The sequence below is a fragment of the Massilia sp. YIM B02769 genome, from assembly GCF_030411995.1.
In the GTDB taxonomy this organism is placed as follows: Bacteria; Pseudomonadota; Gammaproteobacteria; order Burkholderiales; family Burkholderiaceae_D; genus Telluria.
Genome location: NZ_JASNRC010000004.1, coordinates 85,983 through 108,566 on the forward strand (window position 1 = coordinate 85,983; position 22,584 = coordinate 108,566).

A 22,584-nucleotide genomic window follows, 5' to 3' on the forward strand; every position below is an offset into this window, starting at 1 on the left:
TCGCATCAAAAATAGTGCAGCCGATGAATTTTATTGCCCAGCCGCTAATACAATATCTTTTCTATAACAATACGGAGAGGAACACATGCGGAATACCTTTGCCCTGATCTCGAGCCTGGTCGTGGCGGCACTGCTGGGCGGCTGCGCCACGCCGGTGATCGATCATACCCAGCACGCACGGCCGAAGACCGTGGCCATTGCCGACTTCCCGGACGCCAAGCCGGCAGCCATCATCGGCATCATCAACTCGCGCTGGCCGCAGATCTTCTTCCTGGGATCGGCCGACCCGTATTTCGTCCCGGCCGGCGGCCAGTTCGGCATGCCTGCCGTCGACAAGCAGGTGGTCGGCGCAACGGTGGTCGGCGCGGTGGCAGGCCGCCAGGCAGCCCGCGCTGCCGGCACCAGCAAGGCGCACGGCACGGCAGGAGGGGCCGCGGCCGGGCTGCTGGTTGGCGCGCTGATCGATGCCGGGGCCGAGGCCACCCAGAGAAAAGCCGAGCGCTATCCCGAGGTGGTGCAAACGGCCATGCCGGGCATGGACATCCGGACCGACGTCCTGAAGGCCCTGCGCGGCTCGCTGGAAGCGAAAGGGATCACCGTGACCATGCTCGACGATTCGCGCAACCTGCCGCCACGCCTGCGCTGGCCTGCGAGCGCGGACGGCAAGCAGATCGAGGCCGGTCCGCTGGCCGGCACCCCGCCGGTCGACGTCGACATCGTTGCCCAGATCGTGCCGATGGAACTGTATGCGTCGCCGGGTCCGCTCAACAACTACAACAGCGTGGTCGGGATCGCGGTGGCGCTGTATGAGGGACGCACCCGCAAGTTCCTGGGCTGGCAGGCCTTCCAGTCGGACCAGAACAAGCTCTGGTATGCCCGCTACGATTCGCTGGTCGACGATATCCGAAATGCCGCACCCGCCCAGCACACGGCGCTGATGTCCCTGATCCCGCAAGTGTCCGACGCGATCAGCGGCGGCAAGTAATCCGGTTTTTGCCCTGTTTTGCCGTCCACAACAGGATGGCAAAACAGCGGCTTCCTCGTCTGAGATCAATCGTGCGCCCAGTAAATTCCTTTTAGGCTAACCTGCGCGCGCCTGACCAATAATTATTTCAATTTTGCAAGACATCGCGCGCGGCCTACTTGACTTGATCCGACACAAGCGTATCGTTAAATAATTTCCGTTTAACAGTTTCCTACATTCGTAGAAGGCGCCCTGCCTGGCGTCACGCCGCCCCAGTCCGCCTATCCGAGCCGCATCACCTTTACTTTCCAAAACAAGGATTTTCCGTCGATGAACACGATGACCGACATGGCCGAACAGCTTGACGTCAAGCTCTTGCTGGCGACATTGATGGCCCTGAAAAAAGGCGACTTTTCGGTACGCATGCCGTCCGACTGGACCGGCGTCTCGGGCAAGATCGCCGACACGCTGAACGACATCATCGAGACCAAGCAGAAGATGGTCGAGACCGTGACCGAGGTGTCGCGCGTGGTCGGCCGCGAAGGCCACCTGACCCAGCGCGCCGACGTGCCGGGCGTGGTGGGCGGCTGGAGCACCATCATCAGCTCGGTCAACACCCTGATCGACGACCTGGTGCGTCCGACCACGGAAATGGCGCGCGTCATCGGCGCCGTGGCCAAGGGCGACCTGTCGCAGACCATGGCGCTCGAAGTCGACGGCCACCCGCTGAAGGGCCAGTACCTGCGCGCGGCCACCACCGCGAACACGATGGTGGAACAGCTGTCGTCGTTTTCGTCGGAAGTCACGCGCGTGGCGCGCGAAGTCGGTACCGAGGGCAAGCTCGGCGGCCAGGCGCAGGTGAAAGGCGTGGCCGGCACCTGGAAGGACCTGACCGACTCGGTGAACTCGATGGCGGGCAACCTGACCTCGCAGGTGCGTAACATCGCGGAAGTGACGACCGCCGTGGCGAACGGCGACTTGTCCAAGAAGATCACGGTCGACGTGCGCGGCGAGATCCTGCAGCTGAAGGACACCATCAACGTCATGGTGGACCAGCTGCGCTCCTTCGCATCCGAGGTCACGCGCGTGGCGCGCGAGGTCGGCACCGAAGGGAAACTCGGCGGCCAGGCCTACGTACCGGGCGTCGGCGGCACCTGGAAGGACTTGACCGACAACGTCAACTTCATGGCATCGAACCTGACCGGCCAGGTGCGTAACATCGCCACCGTGACCACCGCGGTGGCGAACGGCGACCTGTCCAAGAAGATCACCGTGGACGTGAAGGGCGAAATTCTCGAACTGAAAAACACCATCAACGTGATGGTCGACCAGCTGTCCTCGTTCTCCTCCGAAGTCACGCGCGTGGCGCGCGAAGTCGGTACCGAAGGGAAGCTGGGCGGCCAGGCGCAGGTGAAGGGCGTGGCCGGCACCTGGAAAGACTTGACCGACTCGGTGAACTCGATGGCGGGTAACCTCACGGGCCAGGTGCGCAACATCGCCGACGTGACCACCGCCGTGGCGAACGGCGACCTCTCGAAAAAGATCACGGTCGACGTGAAGGGCGAGATTCTCGAGCTGAAGAACACCATCAACGTGATGGTCGACCAGTTGAACTCCTTCGCATCCGAGGTGACGCGCGTGGCGCGCGAAGTCGGTACCGAAGGCCGTCTCGGCGGCCAGGCCAACGTGCCGGGCGTGGCGGGCACCTGGAAGGACTTGACCGACGGCGTGAACTCGATGGCGGGTAACCTGACCGGCCAGGTGCGTAACATCGCGGAGGTGACCACCGCCGTGGCGAACGGTGACCTCTCCAAGAAGATTACCGTGGACGTGAAGGGCGAGATTCTCGAACTGAAGAACACCATTAACGTCATGGTCGACCAGCTGTCTTCCTTCGCATCCGAGGTGACGCGCGTGGCGCGCGAGGTCGGTACCGAGGGCAAGCTGGGCGGCCAGGCTTACGTGCCGGGCGTGGGCGGCACCTGGAAGGACTTGACCGACAACGTCAACTTCATGGCGTCGAACCTGACCGGCCAGGTGCGTAACATCGCGGCGGTGACCACCGCCGTGGCGCGCGGCGACCTCTCGAAGAAGATTACCGTCGACGTGAAGGGCGAGATCCTGGAACTGAAGGACACCATCAACGTCATGGTCGACCAGCTGTCGTCGTTCGCATCCGAAGTGACCCGTGTGGCACGCGAAGTCGGTACCGAGGGTAAGCTGGGCGGCCAGGCGAATGTGTCGGGTGTCGCCGGTACCTGGAAGGACTTGACCGAGAACGTCAACCAGCTGGCGGCAAACCTCACCAACCAGATGCGCGCGATCGGTGAAGTCGCAACGGCGGTGACCCGCGGCGACTTGTCCCGTTCCATTCAGGTGGAAGCACGCGGCGAGGTGTCCTACCTGAAGGACAACATCAACGAGATGATCCGCAACCTGAAGGAAACCACGCAGAAGAATGCGCAGCAGGACTGGCTGAAGACCAACCTGGCGCGCTTCACGCGCCTGCTGCAGGGCCAGCGCGACCTGCAGGCGGTGACGAAACTGATCCTGTCCGAGCTGGCGCCGCTGGTCTCGGCCCACCACGGCGTGTTCTACATGATGGATTCGCAGGACGACGACGCGCGCCTGCGCATGATCGCCTCCTACGGCTACCGCTCCAGCCGCAAGCTGCCGACCTCCTTCCTGCCGGGCGAAGGCCTGGTCGGCCAGTGCGCGGTCGAGAAGACCCGCATCTGGCTGACCGACGTGCCGCGCGACTACATCGTGGTGTCCTCGGGCCTGGGCTCGGCGCCGCCGAACAACATCGTGGTGCTGCCTATCCTGTTCGAACAGCAGGTCAAGGCGGTGATCGAGATCGCCTCGCTGGACCGCTTCACCGAAACCCACCTCTCCTTCCTCGACCAGCTGATGGAATCGATCGGCGTGGTCCTGAACACGATCGAGGCGAACAGCCGGACCGAGTCGCTGCTGACCCAGTCGCAGTCGCTGGCCCAGGAACTGCAGCAGACCAACCAGGAACTGGCGGAAAAGGCGCGCCTGCTGTCCGAGCAGAACATCGAGGTGGAACGCAAGAACCGCGAGGTGGAGCAAGCCAAGCTGGCACTGGAAGAAAAGGCGACCCAGCTGGCCCTGTCCTCGAAGTACAAGTCCGAGTTCCTGGCGAATATGTCGCACGAACTGAGGACGCCTTTGAACTCGCTGCTGATCCTGGCCCAGCAGCTCTCCGACAACCCGGAGGGCAACCTGTCCGGCAAGCAGGTGGAATTCGCGAAGACCATCCACGGCTCGGGCTCCGACCTGCTGACCCTGATTAACGACATCCTCGACCTCTCGAAGATCGAGTCCGGCACCGTCACGCTCGACGTGTCGGAGTACCGCTTCTCGAACCTGCGCAACTACGTCGACCGCACCTTCCGCCACATGGCCGAAGCCAAGCACCTCGGCTTCCACGTCGACCTGGCGGAAAACCTGCCGACCGCGGTGATGACCGACACCACGCGCCTGCAGCAGGTGTTGAAAAACCTGCTCTCGAACGCCTTCAAGTTCACCAGCCACGGCCAGGTGTCGCTGAACATCAGCCTGGTCACCAGCGGCTGGACGGCGGACCACCCGCACCTGCTGCATGCGGACGCGGTGCTGGCCTTCTCGGTCAGCGACACCGGCGTCGGCATCCCGCAGGACAAGCTGCAGCTTATTTTTGAAGCCTTCCAGCAGGCCGACGGCTCCACCGCCCGCAAGTACGGCGGCACCGGCCTGGGCCTGTCGATCTCGCGCGAACTGGCGCGCCTGCTGGGCGGCGAGATCCGCGTCGAGTCGGTGGTGAACGCCGGTTCGACCTTCACGCTCTACCTGCCCTACAACCGCGCCGGCTTCATCAACTATGAAGCCAGCACGCGCCAGCCGCAGCAGGCACGCCTGGCGCCACCCGCTTCGTCAGCCGCAGCGGCGGCGCCGAGTGCACCCGTGGCATTCGGCACGGGCGAAGCCGAGGGCGGCGCCGTGGCCACCATCGAAGTGCCGGCGCCGGCCGGCAGCGGCCTGGTCGAATACGCCTCGATGCTGGACGACCGCGCCCTGATCGCCCCGGGCGACCCGTCGGTGCTGATCGTCGAGGACGACGACCGCTTCGCCAAGGTGGTGCTGGAATACGCCCGCGAGAAGAACTTCAAGGCCATCGTCACCCACCGCGGCGACTCGGCCCTGTCGCTCGCGCGCGACTACCTGCCGTCGGCGATCCTGCTCGACATCGACCTGCCCGACATCGACGGCTTCACGGTGCTGGATCGCCTGAAGCGCGACCCGAGCACGCGCCACATCCCGGTGCACGTGATGTCGTCCCTGCGCGAACGCGAGCGCGCGCTGCGCCAGGGCGCCATCTCCTACCTGAACAAGCCGGTCGAGCGCGAGGCGCTGCAGGAAGAATTCACGCGCATCCAGAAGTTCCTGATGGGCGGCAAGCGCTCGCTGCTGGTGGTGGAAGACGACATGGCCCAGCGCGAATCGATCGTGTCGCTGATCGGCGACGCCGACCTGCGCATCGTCACCGCCGTCGACGGCAAGTCGGCGCTGGAAGCACTGGCCGGTTCGCACTTCGACTGCATGGTGCTGGACCTGACCCTGCCCGACATCTCCGGCTTCGAGCTGCTCGACCAGATCGGCAAGCAGCCGGAACTGCGCGACCTGCCGATCGTGATCTACACGGCCCAGGAACTGAACCGCAAGGAAGTCACGAAGCTCAAGAAGTACGCCAAGACCATCGTGATCAAGGATGCGCGCTCGCCGGAACGCCTGCTCGATGAAACGGCGCTGTTCCTGCACCGCTCGCACGCCTCGCTGCCCGAACTGCAGCGCAAGATGCTGGAAGATATCCACGCCCAGGACGGCGGCCTGGCCGGGCGCAAGGTCCTGATCGTCGACGATGACTTGCGCAACATCTTCGCCCTGTCCTCGCTGCTCGAGCGCCAGCAGATGCAGGTGTCGTTCGCCGAGAACGGCCGCGACGGCATCGAAGTGCTGGAAAAGGACCCGAGCATCGAGATCGTCCTGATGGACATCATGATGCCGGAGATGGACGGCTACGACACGATGCGCGCGATCCGCCGCATCCCGAAATTCAAGTCGCTGCCGATCATCACCCTGACTGCGAAAGCGATGAAGGGCGACCGCGACAAGTGCATCGCCGCCGGCGCCTCGGACTACATCACCAAGCCGGTCGATGTGGCCCAGCTGCTGTCGCTGATGCGCGTGTGGCTGCATTGAACGCGCCGGTGTTGTCGTCCAGCTTCGCCGCCGATCCGGCGGTCGAAGAGCTGGAGATCGCGCTCCTGCTGGACGCTCTCTACCAGCGCCACGGCCACGATTTCCGCGACTACGACCGCGCGCTGGTGCGGCGCACGCTGTGCGCGGTCATGGCCGAGCGCGGGCTGAAGACGGTGTCGAGCCTGCAGGAACGCGTACTGCACGAATCCGGCGCCGCAGCCGGCGTGCTGCGTGCGCTGGCCGGCCCGCCGTCCGACCTGTTCGACGATCCGCCCCGGGCCAGGGAGGCGCGTGAGCTGCTGGGAAAGTCGTTGCGCTCGGCCGCCGTGCCGAGGGTGTGGCTGGCCGAATGCGCCGGTCCCGGCCAGGCCTGGACGCTGGCCATCCTGCTGCACGAGGAAGGGGTATTGGCGCGCACCGAGATCTTTGCCACCGTGGCCAACGAGGAGCTGCTGGCCGGGATGCGCACGGCCTCGCTCGACGCGGACACCTTGCCGGTGCTTGAGCAGCATTACCGGGAAGGCGGCGGCAGCGGCCGGCTGGCGGATTATTTCGAGGTCGGCGATGGCCGTGCTGTCCTGCTGCCGCAGCTGCGCGCGCGCATCACCTGGGCCGGCCACAACCTGGTGACCGACGCCTCGTTCAACGAGTTCCAGGCAATCGTCTGCTGCCGCGACCTGCGCGATTTCGGCCCGATGCTGCGCCAGCGCGCGCTGCGCCTGTTCCACGACAGCCTGGCGCGTTTCGGAGTGCTGGGCATCGCCTGCGCGCTGGTGCCGGGCGACGCGATCGTGGGGGATTACCAGCTGCTGGGCTATCCGGGCTGGTACAAGCGCGTGGCGTAATTACAGGTCGATTCCATCCAGGAGCCGATACGGTCCATGGTGGCCCGAGGCGATGCTTTGGTAGGGTGGGCGCCCCGTGCCCACGCTTAAAGCCGGCGTCATGCGAACGTCACGCGTGGGCACGGGGCGCCCACCCTACCGCACATCCGCCAACAACTCCGGTCACGCCAAGCGCCAACACGCAACGCGAAAAAAAAGCCGCGCAGTCGCTGCGCGGCCGCGAACAACCGTCCCTGTCAGCCGACCAGGCGCAGGGTCATCGGGTAGCGGTAGGTCTCGCCGTTGCTGGCCTTGACCGCTGCCAGGATGCAGAGGATGAGGTTGGCCAGGATGACGATCCAGAGCAGGAAGATGCCGATCAGGACGAACGAGAGGATGAAGCAGACCACGTAGGCGATCACCAGCGTGATCTGGAAGTTCAGCGCCTCGCGTGCATTCGCCGTCGTGAATTCGTCGCCGCTGCCTTTCTTGATCAGGTAGACGACCAGCGGCGCCAGCCAGCTGAAGAAGATCGCGCCGATGTGCACCAGGATGGCGAGCGTCTTGTCGCCGGTCTGCGTCGTCGCGACGGGGGTGTGTTCCATTCTGCTTCTCCTCGATTAGATAATGGTGGGGTTCACCGGGCCGGGCCCGATGATCCGGCACATTATACGTATCGTTGCAAAATAGAAACTATCAGATTGTCACGACGCAGCGACTATTTATGCGCGCCGCAGCGCGGCCCTATTTCGCGGCCGCCGATGGCCGCGCCGCGATCCGGTCGCGCCAGGCCTGCAAATGGGCCATGCCCTCCTCGCCCGGCCTGAACTTCAGCAGCCCGCGTCCGAATTCGAGCGCGCAGAAGGCGGTGATGTCGGCCACCGTGAAGCGCGCGCCGGCCACATATTCCTGGCGCGCCAGCAGTTGGTCGAGCCAACGCGCGGTGATGCGCATCTTGTCACCCTGTGCCGCGCCGAAGTCGGCGAACTGCGGCTGCTCCAGCGCGGCCAGGGCCGGGTGGGTGTGGCGCGCGGCGCTCGCGGTTTCCAGCAGCAGGTGCAGTTCCATGCGGCGGTCGGCCATCTCGATGAAGGCGCGCTCGTCGTAGTCCACGCCCATCAGGTTCAGTTCCGGATGCAGGCCTTCGAGGTAGGTGCAGATCGCGCGCGCTTCGCTCAGCACGCGGCCATCGTCGAGTTCCAGCGCCGGCACCCGGCCCAGCGGGTTCTTGCCCAGGTAGCCTTCGCTGCGGTGCTCGCCCTTCATCAGGTCGATCATCACGGTCTCGATGCCGGTGATGCCCTTTTCGGCGATGAACATGTTCACGCGGCGCGGGTTCGGCGCATGGCTGCTGATGTAGAGTTTCATGGGTCTCCTTCGGTGATTGTCGGTGGCCGTATCAGGACGGCCTGTCAGGATCATAGCGCACACGGCGGCTTGTGGCGCGGGCGGGTTGACCGATTGACATCAACCGTATTAAGCCGCAAGATGCCCGCGCACGGCTACCATTGCGCGTCGCCGGCACGGACCACTTCACGAAAGACCTTCATGCACCGCAGCCTGATTTCCCTCGCAGTCGCCCTGGCCCTTGCCGGCGGCGCGGCCGCCCCCGTCATTGCCGCATCCAGGCCATCCACCGCCCCTGCCGCCGAGAGCACGACCCAGTTGCCGCGCGGCGTGCGCCCGCTGCACTACGACATCGCGCTCACGCCCGATGCCGCGTCGGCGCGCTTCACAGCCCGTGTCGGCATCGACCTCGAGGTCGCGGCGCCGACGCGCAGCATCACGCTCAACGCGGCGGAACTGAGCTTCGCGCGCGCCAGCCTGGCATCGGACAAGGGCGCCGCCCAGGACGCCAGCATCGCCGTCGACGACGCGGCCCAGACCGCGACCTTCCGCTTCCCCAGGCCGCTGGCCAAGGGCCGCTACCGTCTCACGCTCGACTACAGCGGCGTGATCGGCAGCCAGGCCGCCGGCCTGTTCGCGCTCGACTACGACAGCGAAGGCGGCAAGCGGCGCGCCCTGTTCACCCAGTTCGAGAACTCGGACGCGCGGCGCATGATCCCGTCGTGGGACGAGCCGGCCTACAAGGCCAGCTTCGCGCTGGAGGCCACCGTGCCGGCCGGCGAGATGGCGGTCAGTAACATGCCGGTGCAGTCCTCGAACACGCTCGCCGATGGCCGGGTGCGGGTGCGCTTCGCCGACTCGCCGAAGATGTCGACCTACCTGCTGTTCTTCGCGCTGGGCGACTTCGAGCGCGCCACGGCGAACGTCGACGGCACGGAACTGGGCGTGGTGACGCGCCGCGGCGCCCTGCCGCAGGCCCGCTTCGCATTGGACGCGTCGAAGGATATCCTGCGCGAATACAACGATTACTTCGGCGTGCGCTACCCGCTGCCGAAGCTCGACAACGTGGCCGGCCCTGGCCGCAGCCAGTTCTTCAGCGCGATGGAAAACTGGGGCGCGGTGTTCACCTTCGAATACGCGCTGCTGCTCGACCCGAAGATCTCGACCCAGTCCGACAAGCAGGAAATCTTTATCACCGCCGCCCACGAAATGGCGCACCAGTGGTTCGGCGACCTGGTGACGATGCAGTGGTGGGACGACCTCTGGCTGAACGAGGGCTTCGCCTCGTGGATGGAAAGCCGCATCACGGCGCGCCTGCACCCGGAGTGGAACACGGCGCTGGGCGCGGAGGGCGTGCGCGACGGCGCCATGGCGCGCGACTCGGTGGCCACCACCCACCCGGTGGTGCAGCACGTCGAGACCGTGGAGCAGGCCAGCCAGGCCTTCGACGAGATCACCTATTCGAAGGGCGAAGCCGTGATCCGCATGCTCGAAGCCTACGTCGGCGAGGATGCCTGGCGCAGCGGCGTGCGGGCCTACATGCGCGAACATGCCTACGGCAACACGGTATCGAACGACCTGTGGCGGCAAATCGAGCGCGCCGCCGCCAAGCCGGTGAGGGCCATCGCCCACGACTTCACGCTGCAACCGGGCGTGCCGCTGATCCGCGTGGCCGACCCGGTGTGCAAGGACGGACGCAGCACGGTGGCGCTGTCCCAGGGCGAGTTCTCGCGCGACCAGCCCGAGCGCAAGCCGCTGTCCTGGCGCGTGCCGGTGATCGCGCAGATCGCCGGATCGAGCGCGCAGGGCCGCACCCTGGTCGCCGGCGGCAAGGGCAGCGTCAGCCTGCCCGGCTGCGGCGCCGTGATCGTCAACGCCGGCCAGAGCGGCTACTACCGCACGCTGTATGCACCGAAGGCCTTTGCCCAGCTGGCGGGCGGCTTCGCCGGCCTGGCGCCGATCGACCAGCTCGGCCTGCTGGCCGACAGCTGGGCCCTCGGCATGGCCGGCCTGCAGCCGGCCTCCAGCTTCCTCGACCTGGCCCAGGCCACGCCGGCGCACGCCGACCCGCAGGTCTGGGGCCGCGTCGCCGCCACCTTTGCCGGGATCCATGCGCAGTACGCGGGCGACGCCGCCGGCCAGGCGCGCTTCGACAAGTTCGCGCTGGCGCGCCTGGCGCCGGTGATGGCCGACATCGGCTGGACCGCCGTCGACGGCGAAGCCACGCCGCGCACCAACCTGCGCGCGCAGCTGATCGAGGTGCTCGGCCACCTGGGCGACCCGGCGACGCTGGCGGAAGCGCGGCGCCGTCATGCCGCCATGGCGAACGACCCGCAAGCCGTGCCGCCGGCGCTGAAGAAGAGCATCCTGGCCGTCGTGGCCCAGCATGCCGACGCGCCGACCTGGGACGCGCTGCGCGCCGCCGCCCGCGCGGAAGCCTCGCCGCTGGTGCGCGACACGTTGTACGGGCTGCTGGCTACGACCGACGACCCGGCCCTTGCGGGGCGCGCGCTGGCGCTGGCGATCACCGGCGAGCCGGGGGAGACGATCGGGGCCGAGATGATCTCGACGGTGGCCGAGACCCATCCGGACCTGGCCTTCGATTTCGCGGTGGCGAACATGGCGGCGGTGAATGCGCGCATCGATGCGAGTTCGAGGAGCCGCTTCTTCCCGATGCTGGCGCGCGGGTCGACGAATCCCGAGATGGTCGGCAAGGTGCGCAAGTATGCCGAGGCGAACCTGGCGCCGGAGGCCAGGCGCGATGCGGAGACGGCGATTGCGGCGATCCAGGATCGCCTGAAGGTGCGTGCGCAGCGGGTGCCGGAGATTGATGGGTGGCTGGCGCGCAAAGGCATTTGACTTTCGTCGTTCGTGGCGCTGTTGCGTGAGCCGTTAGTGGTACGCATCATCCGCGTGGGCACGGGGTGCCCACCGTACGGACACCGTTATAGGCGAGTTCTTACAAAAACCTCGCCGCGAATGCGTGATCATTCGAAACCCGGATACATAACGTCTCCCGTAGGGTGGGCACTCGTGCCCACGCGGATCCAACCTACCAATAACAGCCCAGGCAACAGCCCCATTAACGCGTGCGCACCGGGTTGAGCGCAACTACCCCACCTCCACCCGCCCCATCCGCCGCGCCCCCATCCACTCCCCCACCCGCCCCACGCTCCCCGCCCCCACATGCAAGCCCAGCTTGCTCCTCCGCCACAGCACATCCTCCGCCCGCGTTGCCCACTCCTGTTCCATCAAATAATCGATCTCCGCCGCGTACAGGCCCGGCGCCACCTGCTCCCCCATGTCCGCCATCCCATTGCGCCGCGCCAGCAGCAGGTCGATCCTTGTCCCATACGCCCGCACATACCGCTGCAACAAAGCCGGCGGCAGCCACGGATAGCGCACGCCCTGGGTCGCCGTCCAGGTCCCGAATTCCAGCACGCCCCGCTTGTCCGGCCGTTCCCCGAACACATCCCCGCCCGGCAGGCAAGCCGCCGCCGTCCATCCCGCCACACGTTTGCCCAGCACAGGCGCGATCCAGTCCACCGCCTGCTCCGCCAGCTTGCGGCTGGTCGTGATCTTGCCGCCGAACACCGACAGCAGCGGCGCCCCGTCGGTATCCGTGTCCAGCCGAAAATCGCGCGTGACCGCCGCCGCGGCGCCGGCGCTGTCCTGCACCAGCGGCCTCACGCCCGCATAACTCCACACCACATCGCCCGGCGTCACCGCGCGCACGAAGTAGCGGTTCGCCAGCTGGCACAGATACGCAATCTCCCCGGCGTCGATCGCCACCTGGTCCAGGTCCCCCGTGTAATCGACGTCGGTGGTGCCGATCAGCGTGAACGCCCCCTCGTAAGGCAGCGCAAACACGATCCGTCCATCCGGATGCTGGAAGAGATAAGCGTGGTCGTGCTCGAACAGGCGCGGCACCAGGATGTGGCTGCCCTTGATCAGCCGCAGCGCGGCGCCGCCCGCCCCCTGCGCGCAGCCGTCGAGAAAACGCGCGGCCCAGGGCCCGGCCGCATTCACCAGGCAGCGCGCCCGCACCTTGGTCGTGGCCTCGCCATGCACCAGGGTCGCCTCCCAGTGCGCCCGATGGCGTTGCGGCGCCAGGCAGCGGGTGCGCGTGAGGACCGTCGCGCCGTGCTCGCGTGCATCGACCGCGTTCAGCACCACCAGGCGCGCATCGTCGACCCAGCCGTCGGAATACAGGAAGCCGCGCGTATAGCGCGCCTGCAGCGGCGCGCCGGCCGGATGCGCGCGCAAATCGACCGCATGCGAGCCCGGCAGGAATTCGCGCCGCGCCAGCCGGTCGTAGAGGAACAGCCCGGCGCGGATCAGCCAGGCCGGCCGGTTGCCGCCGTCCTCCCCGCGATCGTGGGGCATCACGAAGCGCAGCGGCCGCATGATGTGCGGCGCGCTGCGCAGCAGCACCTCGCGCTCGATCAGCGCCTTGCGCACCAGGCCGAATTCGTAGTGCTCGAGGTAGCGCAGGCCGCCGTGGATCAGCTTGCTCGACGCCGACGAGGTGTGCTGGGCCAGGTCGTCTTTTTCGCACAGCACCACGCGCAGGCCGCGCCCGGCGGCATCGCGCGCGATGGCGGCGCCGTTGATGCCGCCGCCGACAATCAGCAGGTCGCAATCGATGTGGTCCATTCAACGCTCCGCAAACGCAACCGGTCCAGTGTAGGTCTGCCGCCCTGCCCCATGTTCGCACAGATCAACGGCGGCGGATGTCCCGGCCGATGTGTAGAATCCCAGCATGATGATGAGATACCTGCAGCAACAGATTCGGAAGGTGCGATGCTGATGGAGCAGCAACGCGCCTGGGTACGCATGCCTTCGGGCAAGCGTCTCGATTTGCTGAACCCCACGCCCTTCGACTGGGACGACGCCGACCTGGCCCTGGGCCTGGCCCGCACCTACCGCTGGGGCGGGCACTCGGCCTGGCCGCTGCCGCTGTCGGTGGCCCAGCATTCGATCACGGTGATGCTGCTCCAGCGCGCCGAGCTCGGCGGCCGGGTCGACCCGCTGCTGGAACTGCGCGAACTCCTGCACGACGCCGAGGAAGGCCTGCTCGGCTTCGACGCACTGTCCGTCATCAAGCCCTTCCTGGGCGAGGGCTTCCGCGCGCTCACCAAGCGCCTCGAACATGTGGTGTTCCTGCGCTACGGCCTGCCGTCCTGGACGGCAAGCGAGCACGCCCGCCACAAGCGCGCCGACCGCCTGGCCGCCGCCAGCGAGGCGGTGCACGTGGCCGGCTGGTCGCGCGAGGAAGTGCGCCGCACCCTCAAGATCCGCGCCGCCGTGCTGCAGGACGACCCGCTGGCTGCCGTCTATGGCGGCAAGCCTTGGGAACCCTGGCCGCCGGGCCTGGCCTGCGAGCGCTTTCTTGCCGAGCTGGAACGCCTGAGCCGACTAGTCAGGGAGGGCGAACGTGCCTGAACACGACATCGCCCAAGCCGCCGCCCTGATCGACGGCGCCGACGCCCTCCTGGTCTGCGCCGGGGCCGGCATGGGCGTCGACTCCGGCCTGCCCGACTTCCGCGGCGACGCCGGTTTCTGGCAAGCCTATCCGGCGCTGGGCAGCGCGCGCATTCCCTTCCACGAGATCGCCAATCCCGCCAGCTTCTGTACCGACCCCGCACTCGGCTGGGGCTTCTATGGCCACCGTCTCGACCTGTACCGCAACACGGTGCCGCACGCGGGCTTTCGCCTGCTGCTGGAGATGGCGCGCGCCAAGCCGGGCGGCGCCTTCGTCTTCACCAGCAATGTCGACGGCCAGTTCGCGCGCGCAGGGTTCGCGGAGGACCGGATCGTCGAATGCCATGGCTCGATCCACCACCTGCAATGCACGCGGCCCTGCAGCGATGCGATCTGGCCGGCCGGCGCCTTCCGGCCCGAGGTCGATGCGATTGCCTGCCGCCTGCTGAACGACCCGCCGCGTTGCCCGCACTGCGGCGCGCTGGCCCGGCCGAACATTTTGATGTTCAACGACAGCGGCTGGGTCGAGAGCCGCACCGACGCCCAGTTTGCCCGCCTGCACAGCTGGCGGGCCGGCATCGGTAAATTGGTGGTGATCGAGCTCGGCGCCGGTGTCGATATCCCCTCGGTGCGCCGCATGAGCGAGCGGCAGCGGGCGCCCCTGGTACGCATCAATCCGCGCGCGCCGCAGCTGGACAGCTGTGCCGGCGTGGGCCTGGCGCTGGGCGCTCTCGATGCCCTCGGACGCATCGAGCAGGCGATGTCAAAGCCGCGCTGAAGGCAGCCACACTGCGATTTTCATGCAGCCTGCAGGGTTCGGCTGTAAATCCTTGATTTTATTAGACTTACATCGATATCCACAAGAAATGTGGATAAGTATGTGGAAAAGCACACCTTGACAAGCCGCAAGCGCAGTATTGATGCGGGTTTCAACAAAATGCCCGTTCCGAAGGCAAAAATAAGTCCCTTTAAAATCAAGGACCTGCACAAACACCCTTCTAGCGTTGCGCAGCCCTATCAGAAAATTCCTACAGAGCAGCTGCGCGGGGGATAAGTCATCAAATCAGGTGTTCGGAAGACTCAGTTTCGGCTTATTTACGACAATTATTTCCACGCATTCCTGGCCCGGTCGCGCACCAGCATGCGCACGCTGTCCGGCATGGGTTTGCGCGATTGCGCCACGTCCGCCGTCATCCACACGCACTCCTCGAAATGCTTGAGCATGGCCGGCGTGACGAAGCGCGTGCGCGCCGCATACATGTGGCGGTCGCCCATCTGCGCCTGCTGCTTCACATAGAAGCGGTTCGGCACCACCAGGTGCAGGTGCTCCTTGGCGCGCGTCATCGCCACGTACAGCAGGCGCCGCTCTTCCTCGATTTCCTCGGCGCTGCCGGTGCTCATGTCCGACGGAATGCAGCCGTCGACCACGTTCAGCACGTGCACCGATTTCCATTCCTGGCCCTTGGCCGAGTGGATCGTCGACAGGATCACGTAATCCTCGTCCAGCAGCGGCGGGCCGGCGCGGTCGCTCGTCGCTTCCGGCGGGTCGAGCGTGATCTCGGCCAGGAAGCTTTCGCGGTTGCCATAGCCGCCAGCCAGTTGCGCCAGCTGTTCCAGGTCGGCGGCGCGCACCGGTGCATCGTCGTGCAGCCGTTCCAGATGCGGCTGGTACCAGTTCCTGGCCAGCTCGATGTCGGCCGGCCAGCGCAGCCCGGGCGTACGCAATTGCCGGTACAGTTCGACAAAGGCTTGCCAGTCGCCTTGCGCCTTGGCCGGCACGGCAAAGGTTTCGACGGCCGCCAGCGCCTCCGGTGCCTCGGCCACCGCATCGAGCAGGCGCGTGGCGATGGCCGGGCCTATGCCGGGAATCAGTTGCGCCACGCGGAAGCCGGCCATGCGGCCGTTCGGATTCTGGGCGAAGCGCAGCACGGCCAGCACGTCCTTGATGTGCGCGGCTTCCAGGAATTTCAGGCCGCCGAATTTGACGAAAGGGATATTCCGGCGCATCAGCTCGAGTTCCAGCGCCGCGCTGTGGCTTGCCGCGCGGAACAGCACGGCCTGCTGGGTGAGCTTGATGCCGGCCTCGCGGTGTTCCAGGATGCGGTTGCAGACCCAGCGCGCCTGCTCGGCTTCGTCTGGAATCAGGATCAATTGTGGCAAGGCAGTCGCGACCTTGTCGGTCCACAGGGTCTTGGCGTGACGCTCGAGCGCGGCGGCAATCACGGCGTTCGAGGCGTCCAGGATCGGCTGGGTCGAGCGGTAGTTGCGTTCCAGCGTGATCATGGCGGCCGGCTGCGAAAACTGCTGCGGGAAGTCGAGGATGTTGCGCACCGTGGCGCCGCGGAAGGAATAGATCGACTGGGCGTCGTCGCCGACCACCATCACGCCCTGCCCGTCCGGCTTCATGCCGGTGATGATGCTCGACTGCAGGCGGTTGGTGTCCTGGTATTCGTCGACCAGCACGTGGTCGAACAGGGATCCGAGTTCCTGTCCCAGCTCGGCGTCGGAGGCCATGTCGGCCCAGAACAGCAGCAGATCGTCGTAGTCGAGCACGTTCTGCTCCTGCTTGGCGTCGACGTAGGCGCCGAACAGGCGCTTCAGTTCCGGCTCCCACTCGGTGCACCAGGGGAAGGTGCTCTGCAAGACCATGTCGAGCGGCTCGCGCGAATTCACGACCCGTGAATAGATCGCCAGGCAGGTGCCCTTCAGCGGAAAGCGCTTCTGGGTGCCGGTCAGGCCGATCTCGTGGCGCACCATGCCCATCAGGTCTTCGGAGTCGCCACGGTCGTGGATGGTGAACGATTCGTCCAGGCCGATGCGTCCGGCGAACTCGCGCAGCAGGCGCGCGCCGATGCTGTGGAAGGTGCCGGCCCAGGGCAGCGTGACGGTTCCATTGCTGCGGCCCATGATCCGCTGCAGCACGTTACCGGCGCGCTGGCTCATCTCGTTGGCGGCGCGCCGCGAAAAGGTCAGCAGCAGGATGCGCTGCGGGTCGGCGCCGCCTATGATCAGGCGCGCCACGCGGTGCGCCAGGGTATTCGTCTTGCCGGACCCGGCCCCGGCCACCACCAGCAAGGGGCGCGTGCGGGCGGCGCCGATGTCGTGCTCGACAGCGGCGCGCTGGTCGGGATTCAGGCTGGCGAAGGGATCGTCGGCAGCGGCGGCGGCAGGAAGGTCGGCGGCAGGGTCGGCAACAGCGGCGGTCATGGAAGAAGTGGCAATGATGAACCAGCGCAACTGTATATCTGTCCAGTAAGCTCGCGCAAGTGCATTTTTGGTACTCGGCAGGCGAAGCTGTCGTAAAAAGGCCGCGTTCGCTTTTTACCTAGTTCAAACGGCTTGCGAAGAGTCTGTGCTAAGTCTGTGGAATTAAAGAACTTTTCTGGATATCCACAAACTTTGTGAATAACTTTGTGGAAAAGGCGGGGCTTGACATCGCGAAAGCGCGTCTGGATGCGGCTTTCAATAAAATGCCCAAACGGCGGGCAAGGTCGAAGCTCTGCAAAATCAATGACTTGCACGCATTTATACGCGTGCGGATAAAAATCGGTTCAACTTAGAAAAAAGAAATTTTTGTGTATAACGGGGCTTCCCAGCGCGCCACAAACATGCCTCTTTGGTAACGAAAAGTCGAACTGTAGAGCAACTATTTACTGCTGGGAACGGCGTCTTGCCGGTTCCAGCAAGACGCGCTCGATCACGGCGCGTCCGACATTGCGCGAACGCAGGTACTCGACGGCCGACATCGTGTTCGCGCTGAACTGCACGGCGATTCCGTCGTCGACCACGGCGCGCTGCTGGATGTCGGTGCGGGCCTCGCCCGTGCTGTCCGCGGCCATGCCACGCAAAAATGCTGGTGCCTGCTCCATCGTTCCTCCGCCTTGTCATCGTTGATCGGTACTCTGCGTAACGAGTATTGATCAAGACGCGGCAATGTCAATGTCAATTTTCCATTGAACCGAATAAAGTTGTGTAGGCATGCCGGACGGCAGCGTAGCGCCGCCCCGCGCGTAGCAGGCCTAGAATGGCCGCGTTGGCACTTCCTTTCCGACTTTTTCACCAAGCGCGAGGCAGCGATGAACACGACACCGCAACCGGACCTGAACCCTGGCGACGAAGCCGCACCCGGCACACCCGGCGCCGGCGAAGACATCTGCGATGCCTGCTCGGGCAGCGGCAAGCTGGCCGACGGCAAGCCCTGCCCCGAATGCGGCGGCAGCGGCAAGGTCATGCGCGGCATCGGCGGCGGCTGACAGCGGCCGTCGGTCGGGTCGCGCACGATTCGACGTTTCGTGACAGAAACGTTTGACGGCGAGATAATCGCCGGATGACTCCTGCGCCCCTTGCGGACCGTCCGCGCCCTGCTTCCCTGCCCGACCTGTTTGTCGCCTTTACGCTGCTGGCCCTGCAGGGTTTCGGCGGCGTGCTGGCCGTGGTCCAGCGCGAACTCGTCGACCGCAAGCGCTGGCTGACCCAGGACGAGTTCATCGAGGACTGGGCGGTGGCGCAGATCATGACGGGCCCGAACGTCGTCAATCTGTCGATGATGGTCGGCGCGCGCTACTTCGGCCTGCGCGGCGCCATGACCGCGCTCGCCGGCCTGCTGGCGGTGCCGCTGGTGCTGATCCTGCTGCTGGCCACCATGCATGCGCGCTTTGGCGGCAACCCGCATGTGGAAGGCGCCCTGCGCGGCATGGCGGCCGTATCCGCCGGACTGATCGCCGCCGCCGGCCTGAAGCTATCGAGCGCGCTGGCACGCAGCCCCTTGCCGCCCGCCTGGTGCGCCGCCATCAGCGTGCTCGGCTTCGTGCTGGTGGCGCTGCTGAAGGTGCCGCTGGTCTGGGTCCTGCTCGGCCTGGGCGGCCTGGGCTGCGTGCTGACTTACCGGAACATGAAGTCGTGAACGCGGAAACGATCCACCTGACGCTCAGCTGGCACGACTGGCTGAATCTGTTTGCGCATTACCTGATGCTGTCGCTGATGTCGCTCGGCGGCGCGATTTCCACCACCTCGGAGATGCACCGCTTCCTGGTCGAGCAGCACGGCTGGCTGACCCAGGCCCAGTTCAACGATTCGATCGCCCTGGCCCAGGCCGCGCCGGGGCCGAACGTGCTGTTCGTGGCGCTGATGGGCTGGCACGTCGGCATGAACGCGGGCAGCACCACGGCCGCCTTCCTCGGCGTGGCGGTGACCATGGTCGGCATCCTGCTGCCGTCGACGATCTTTACTTACCAGGTTGCGCAGTGGGGACACCGCAACCGCGAACTGCGCGCGGTGCGGGCCTTCAAGCAGGGGATGGCGCCGGTGGTGATCGCGATGCTGTTGTCGACGGCGTGGATCCTGGCCAGCTCGGCCGGGCGCGGGGTGGCGGACTGGCCCTTGTGGGTGCTGGCGCTGGCGAGTTGCCTGGTGATGTGGCGGACCAGGCTGCATTTGCTGTGGGTGCTGGGGGCGGGGGCGTTGCTGGGGGCGTTCGGGGTCGTGTGATCGTTGGCTCTGTGTTCGGACCCATCTGCCTTTGTACCGCGTGGACACAGGTGTCCACCCTACGAAACCCGGGGCTGTAGGGTGGACCGGGCCGCGCAAGGCTCCCGAGTCCACGCGGTTGCGGCACAGGATGGTCGAAAACCGAACCGCTACCACCACCCGATGCCAAACTGGCATACTTGCACCATCGACCATTCACGGACCTGACACCATGCCCCAACTCCTGAGCGAGCACGCCTGCTTCGGCGGCGTCCAGCGTTTCTACCAGCACGACGCCGCGGCCATCGGCCTGCCGATGAAATTCTCGGTCTACCTGCCGCCCGGCCACGAGAACAAGCAGTTGCCCGTGCTGTTCTACCTGGCCGGCCTGACCTGCACCGAAGAAACCTTCATGATCAAGGCCGGCGCCCAGCGCGTGGCCGCCGAACTCGGCGTCATCCTGGTCGCCCCCGACACCAGCCCGCGCGGCGCCGACGTGCCCGGCGAAACCGACAGCTGGGACTTCGGTGTCGGCGCCGGTTTCTATGTCGACGCCACAGCCGAACCGTGGTCGCGCCACTACCGCATGTATAGCTACATCCTGGAGCTGCGCGAACTCGTCATGCGGGAATTCGGCGCCGACCCGGCGCGCTGCGGCATCTTCGGCCACTCGATGGGCGGCCATGGCGCCCTGATGCTGGCGCTGCGCAATCCGGAGCTGTTCCGCTCGGTATCGGCCTTTGCGCCGATCGCCGCGCCGACTCGCTGCCCCTGGGGCGAGAAAGCCTTCGGCGGCTATCTCGGCGCCGACCGCGCCGCCTGGAAAGCCAACGACGCTACCGAACTGGTCGCCAGCGGCCCGGTGCGCTTCCCGCAAGGCATCCTGGTCGACCAGGGCCTGGCCGACAAGTTCCTGCCGGACCAGCTGAACCCGGACGCCTTCGAGGCCGCCTGCCGCGCCGCCGGCCAGCCGCTCGAACTGCGCCGCCACGAAGGCTATGACCACGGCTATTACTTCATCTCGACCTTCGTCGAAGACCACCTGCGCTTCCACAGCCGCCAGCTCGGCTGATCCTCGCAAGGCATTCGCTGGCATGGCACTCGGCTTGCCAGCGAATGCGCGCTTCACCCCTCCCTTCCTCGCTATCTCGTCCCCTGAACCCTGTTGCGGCAGCACTGTTTTCGCGGTGCCGCACGGCCTGCCCGCGCCTCACGGCTGAGGAAAAATGCCGCTGGGCAAACGGGCGCATGGGCCTGAAAACGTGGTGTATTCTGAAACTTGAATAGGCAAGCCCGCAAGCCTGGAGCGAAGCAAGTGGCAGACCTACAGCGTTTCAAGAACCGCGCACAGGCTGGCAGGCTGCTGGCGAAGCGGCTGGCCAGGTATGCATGCCGGGACGGTGCGCATGCGCCCGGCGCCATCGTCCTGGCCCTGCCGCGCGGCGGTGTGCCGGTGGCATATGCGGCGGCGACGGCGCTCGGCCTCGAGCTCGACCTGCTGCTGGTGCGCAAACTCGGCCTGCCGTATCAACCCGAGTTCGCCATCGGCGCGGTTGGCAGCGGCGGCGTACAGGTGCTGCAGCCGGGCGTGCCCGGCTTGATGGGTGTGACGCAGGAACAGGTCGACGCGATCAGCGCGCGCGAGCTGGTGGAACTGGAACGCCGTGCGCGCCTGTACCGGGGCGGACGTCCCGAACCGGCACTGGCGCAGCGCCAGGTGATCATCGTCGACGACGGCATCGCCACCGGCTCGACGATGGAAGCGGCGGTGAAGGTCGCACGCCAGCGCCAGGCCGCGCGCGTGATCGTGGCGGTGCCGGTGGGGCCGCCGGATACGCTGGAGCGGCTCGCCCCGAGGTGGACGAGCTGGCCTGCCTGCTGTCGCCCTTGCGCTTTCGCGCGGTGAGCCAGTGGTACGACGCATTCGACCAGACGAGTGACGAAGAAGTGCAGGATTTGCTGGCGACGGCCTGGAACAAGCAGGCCGATTGCCCCTTTGACAAGCAAGCTAACGGAAAGGATAAACCATGAAACAGACCCGCACCGAGACCGGATACGAGGCAAGCGATCTTGCCAAGCTGCTGGGCGGCGCCGCCGCCGGCGCCCTCCTGATGTACATGCTCGACCCCGACCGCGGCAGCGCCCGCCGCTCGACCTCCACCGCGGCCCTGCGCAACGCGGGTTCGCGCACCGGCAGCGCCCTCGGCAATGCCTGGCATGGCGTCAGCGAGCGCGTCGGCTCGCTCGCCAGCAGCGCGAGCGACAGCGCCAGCCACCTGTTCGACAAGGCCAGCAGCCGCGCGGGCGACCTGGCCGACGACGCCGGTTCGCGCGCCAGCCGCGCACTCGAAGCGGCCAAGCCCGACGGCGCCGCCCACCGCGCCTGGGACAACACGGTCGATAGCGTCTCGCGCATGGCCAGCTCGGCCGGCTCCGAACTCGATGTCGCCGGCTCGCGCCTGAGCCGCCTGGCCAGCCAGGCCGGCAGCAGCGTCATGGGAGCCCTGCACCTGAACGACCGCGACGACCTCGCCGCCCTGCTGCGCAATCCGGCCGTCGTCAGCGGCGGCCTGCTCGGCATCTTCGGCCTGATGCGCCGCTCGCCGCTGGCCGGCGCGCTGGGCCTGGCCGGCCTGGCCCTCGCGGCCCGGAGTATCGGCAACCAGGGGGCCGGCGGCCAGAGCGGCGGCGGCCTGCTGTCGAACCTGCTGGGCGGCCGTAGCTTGGGGCGCGGCCAGCGCATCGACCTGGAAAAAACCATCCGCATCGACGCTTCGCCAGAAGACGTCTATGAACTGTGGAGCAACTACGAAAACTTCCCGCGCTTCATGTCGCACGTGGTCGAGGTGCGCGATACCGGCCGCCGCCGTTCGCACTGGGTGGTGCAGGGTCCGGCCGGCAGCCAGTTCGAATGGGATGCGGTGCTGACCGAACAATCGAAAGGCAAGCGCCTGGCCTGGCGCAGCGAACCGGGCGCGCAGATCGCCAACGAAGGGTCGATCACCTTCGAGCCCTACCGCGGCGGCACCCTGGTCACCGTGCGCCTGTCGTACACGCCGCCGGCCGGCATCGTCGGCCATGGCCTGGCGGTGCTGCTGGGCTCGGACCCGAAACGGCAAATGGACGACGACCTCGCGCGCATGAAGCACTTCGTCGAACGCGGCGTCATCCCGCGCGACGCGCAAGGGCGTGACGGCGCGCGCGACAAGTCGGGCAGCCGCTTCCTGCACTGACAGG

19 protein-coding genes are annotated in these 22,584 nt (G+C 66.4%); 13 read left to right on the forward strand and 6 right to left on the reverse strand.

What is annotated here, in order from left to right:
* Positions 1-85 precede the first annotated feature (85 nt).
* The 3 genes from QPK31_RS07685 (at position 86) to QPK31_RS07695 (ending at position 7,071) form a co-directional block, all read left to right on the forward strand.
* The gene (locus QPK31_RS07685; RefSeq protein ID WP_290422362.1) at positions 86-985 is read left to right on the forward strand and encodes a hypothetical protein; all 900 of its coding nucleotides are present in this window, start codon (positions 86-88) and stop codon (positions 983-985) included.
* A gap of 309 nt (positions 986-1,294) precedes the next feature.
* Complete coding sequence (locus tag QPK31_RS07690; protein WP_290422363.1) at positions 1,295-6,226, forward strand: response regulator; 4,932 nt, start codon at positions 1,295-1,297, stop codon at positions 6,224-6,226.
* Complete coding sequence (locus QPK31_RS07695; protein ID WP_290422364.1) at positions 6,214-7,071, forward strand: CheR family methyltransferase; 858 nt, start codon at positions 6,214-6,216, stop codon at positions 7,069-7,071. The genes QPK31_RS07690 and QPK31_RS07695 overlap by 13 nt, the downstream gene beginning before the upstream one ends.
* Before the next feature lie 236 nt (positions 7,072-7,307).
* Here QPK31_RS07695 and QPK31_RS07700 read toward each other — a convergent pair whose 3' ends face one another.
* Both QPK31_RS07700 and QPK31_RS07705 read right to left on the reverse strand, forming a co-directional pair.
* Positions 7,308-7,655, reverse strand: coding sequence for a DUF4870 domain-containing protein (locus tag QPK31_RS07700; RefSeq protein ID WP_290422365.1), 348 nt, complete (start codon positions 7,653-7,655; stop codon positions 7,308-7,310).
* Positions 7,656-7,794: 139 nt separating this feature from the next.
* Positions 7,795-8,418: a glutathione S-transferase family protein gene (locus tag QPK31_RS07705; RefSeq protein ID WP_290422366.1), complete on the reverse strand. Its 624-nt coding sequence runs from the start codon at positions 8,416-8,418 to the stop codon at positions 7,795-7,797.
* 180 nt (positions 8,419-8,598) lie between these two features.
* Here QPK31_RS07705 and QPK31_RS07710 point away from each other — a divergent pair, with 180 nt between their 5' ends.
* Positions 8,599-11,256 (forward strand): M1 family metallopeptidase, encoded by a 2,658-nt coding sequence (locus QPK31_RS07710; RefSeq protein ID WP_290422367.1) that lies wholly within the window; start codon positions 8,599-8,601, stop codon positions 11,254-11,256.
* 252 nt (positions 11,257-11,508) lie between these two features.
* On the opposite strand, the gene glpD is transcribed toward QPK31_RS07710, so the two are convergent.
* On the reverse strand, positions 11,509-13,053 hold the full coding sequence (gene glpD, locus QPK31_RS07715) for a glycerol-3-phosphate dehydrogenase (RefSeq protein ID WP_290422368.1): 1,545 nt from the start codon (positions 13,051-13,053) through the stop codon (positions 11,509-11,511).
* Between the two features lie 147 nt (positions 13,054-13,200).
* Here glpD and QPK31_RS07720 point away from each other — a divergent pair, with 147 nt between their 5' ends.
* The 3 genes from QPK31_RS07720 (at position 13,201) to QPK31_RS07730 (ending at position 14,935) form a co-directional block, all read left to right on the forward strand.
* Positions 13,201-13,842: a phosphohydrolase gene (locus QPK31_RS07720; RefSeq protein WP_290422369.1), complete on the forward strand. Its 642-nt coding sequence runs from the start codon at positions 13,201-13,203 to the stop codon at positions 13,840-13,842.
* Positions 13,835-14,659 carry a Sir2 family NAD-dependent protein deacetylase gene (locus tag QPK31_RS07725; protein ID WP_290422370.1) on the forward strand — a complete coding sequence of 275 codons (825 nt, stop codon included), beginning with the start codon at positions 13,835-13,837 and terminating at the stop codon, positions 14,657-14,659. Before QPK31_RS07720 ends, QPK31_RS07725 begins: the two co-directional genes overlap by 8 nt.
* Before the next feature lie 102 nt (positions 14,660-14,761).
* Complete coding sequence (locus tag QPK31_RS07730; protein ID WP_290422371.1) at positions 14,762-14,935, forward strand: hypothetical protein; 174 nt, start codon at positions 14,762-14,764, stop codon at positions 14,933-14,935.
* A gap of 50 nt (positions 14,936-14,985) precedes the next feature.
* Here QPK31_RS07730 and QPK31_RS07735 read toward each other — a convergent pair whose 3' ends face one another.
* The 3 genes from QPK31_RS07735 to QPK31_RS07745 all read right to left on the reverse strand — a co-directional run bounded on the left by QPK31_RS07735 (position 14,986) and on the right by QPK31_RS07745 (position 17,750).
* Entirely contained in the window at positions 14,986-17,088 is a 2,103-nt protein-coding gene (locus QPK31_RS07735; protein WP_290422372.1) for an ATP-dependent helicase, read from the reverse strand.
* Entirely contained in the window at positions 17,085-17,402 is a 318-nt protein-coding gene (locus tag QPK31_RS07740) for a hypothetical protein (RefSeq protein ID WP_290422373.1), read from the reverse strand. The genes QPK31_RS07735 and QPK31_RS07740 overlap by 4 nt, the downstream gene beginning before the upstream one ends.
* A 129-nt stretch (positions 17,403-17,531) precedes the next feature.
* Positions 17,532-17,750 (reverse strand): hypothetical protein, encoded by a 219-nt coding sequence (locus QPK31_RS07745; RefSeq protein WP_290422374.1) that lies wholly within the window; start codon positions 17,748-17,750, stop codon positions 17,532-17,534.
* A 207-nt stretch (positions 17,751-17,957) separates the two neighbouring features.
* Between QPK31_RS07745 and QPK31_RS07750 the strand changes: the two genes are divergently transcribed.
* The 6 genes from QPK31_RS07750 to QPK31_RS07775 all read left to right on the forward strand — a co-directional run bounded on the left by QPK31_RS07750 (position 17,958) and on the right by QPK31_RS07775 (position 22,580).
* The gene (locus QPK31_RS07750) at positions 17,958-18,134 is read left to right on the forward strand and encodes a hypothetical protein (protein ID WP_290422375.1); all 177 of its coding nucleotides are present in this window, start codon (positions 17,958-17,960) and stop codon (positions 18,132-18,134) included.
* A 74-nt stretch (positions 18,135-18,208) separates the two neighbouring features.
* A complete protein-coding gene (locus tag QPK31_RS07755) occupies positions 18,209-18,784 on the forward strand; it encodes a chromate transporter (RefSeq protein ID WP_290422376.1) in 576 nt (191 codons plus the stop codon).
* Positions 18,781-19,368 (forward strand): chromate transporter, encoded by a 588-nt coding sequence (locus QPK31_RS07760; protein ID WP_290422377.1) that lies wholly within the window; start codon positions 18,781-18,783, stop codon positions 19,366-19,368. The genes QPK31_RS07755 and QPK31_RS07760 overlap by 4 nt, the downstream gene beginning before the upstream one ends.
* 211 nt (positions 19,369-19,579) lie before the next feature.
* Positions 19,580-20,419 carry an S-formylglutathione hydrolase gene (gene fghA, locus QPK31_RS07765; RefSeq protein ID WP_290422378.1) on the forward strand — a complete coding sequence of 280 codons (840 nt, stop codon included), beginning with the start codon at positions 19,580-19,582 and terminating at the stop codon, positions 20,417-20,419.
* Between the two features lie 243 nt (positions 20,420-20,662).
* Entirely contained in the window at positions 20,663-21,253 is a 591-nt protein-coding gene (locus QPK31_RS07770; RefSeq protein ID WP_374045792.1) for a phosphoribosyltransferase, read from the forward strand.
* 121 nt (positions 21,254-21,374) lie between these two features.
* The gene (locus QPK31_RS07775) at positions 21,375-22,580 is read left to right on the forward strand and encodes an SRPBCC family protein (protein WP_290422379.1); all 1,206 of its coding nucleotides are present in this window, start codon (positions 21,375-21,377) and stop codon (positions 22,578-22,580) included.
* Positions 22,581-22,584: the final 4 nt, after the last annotated feature.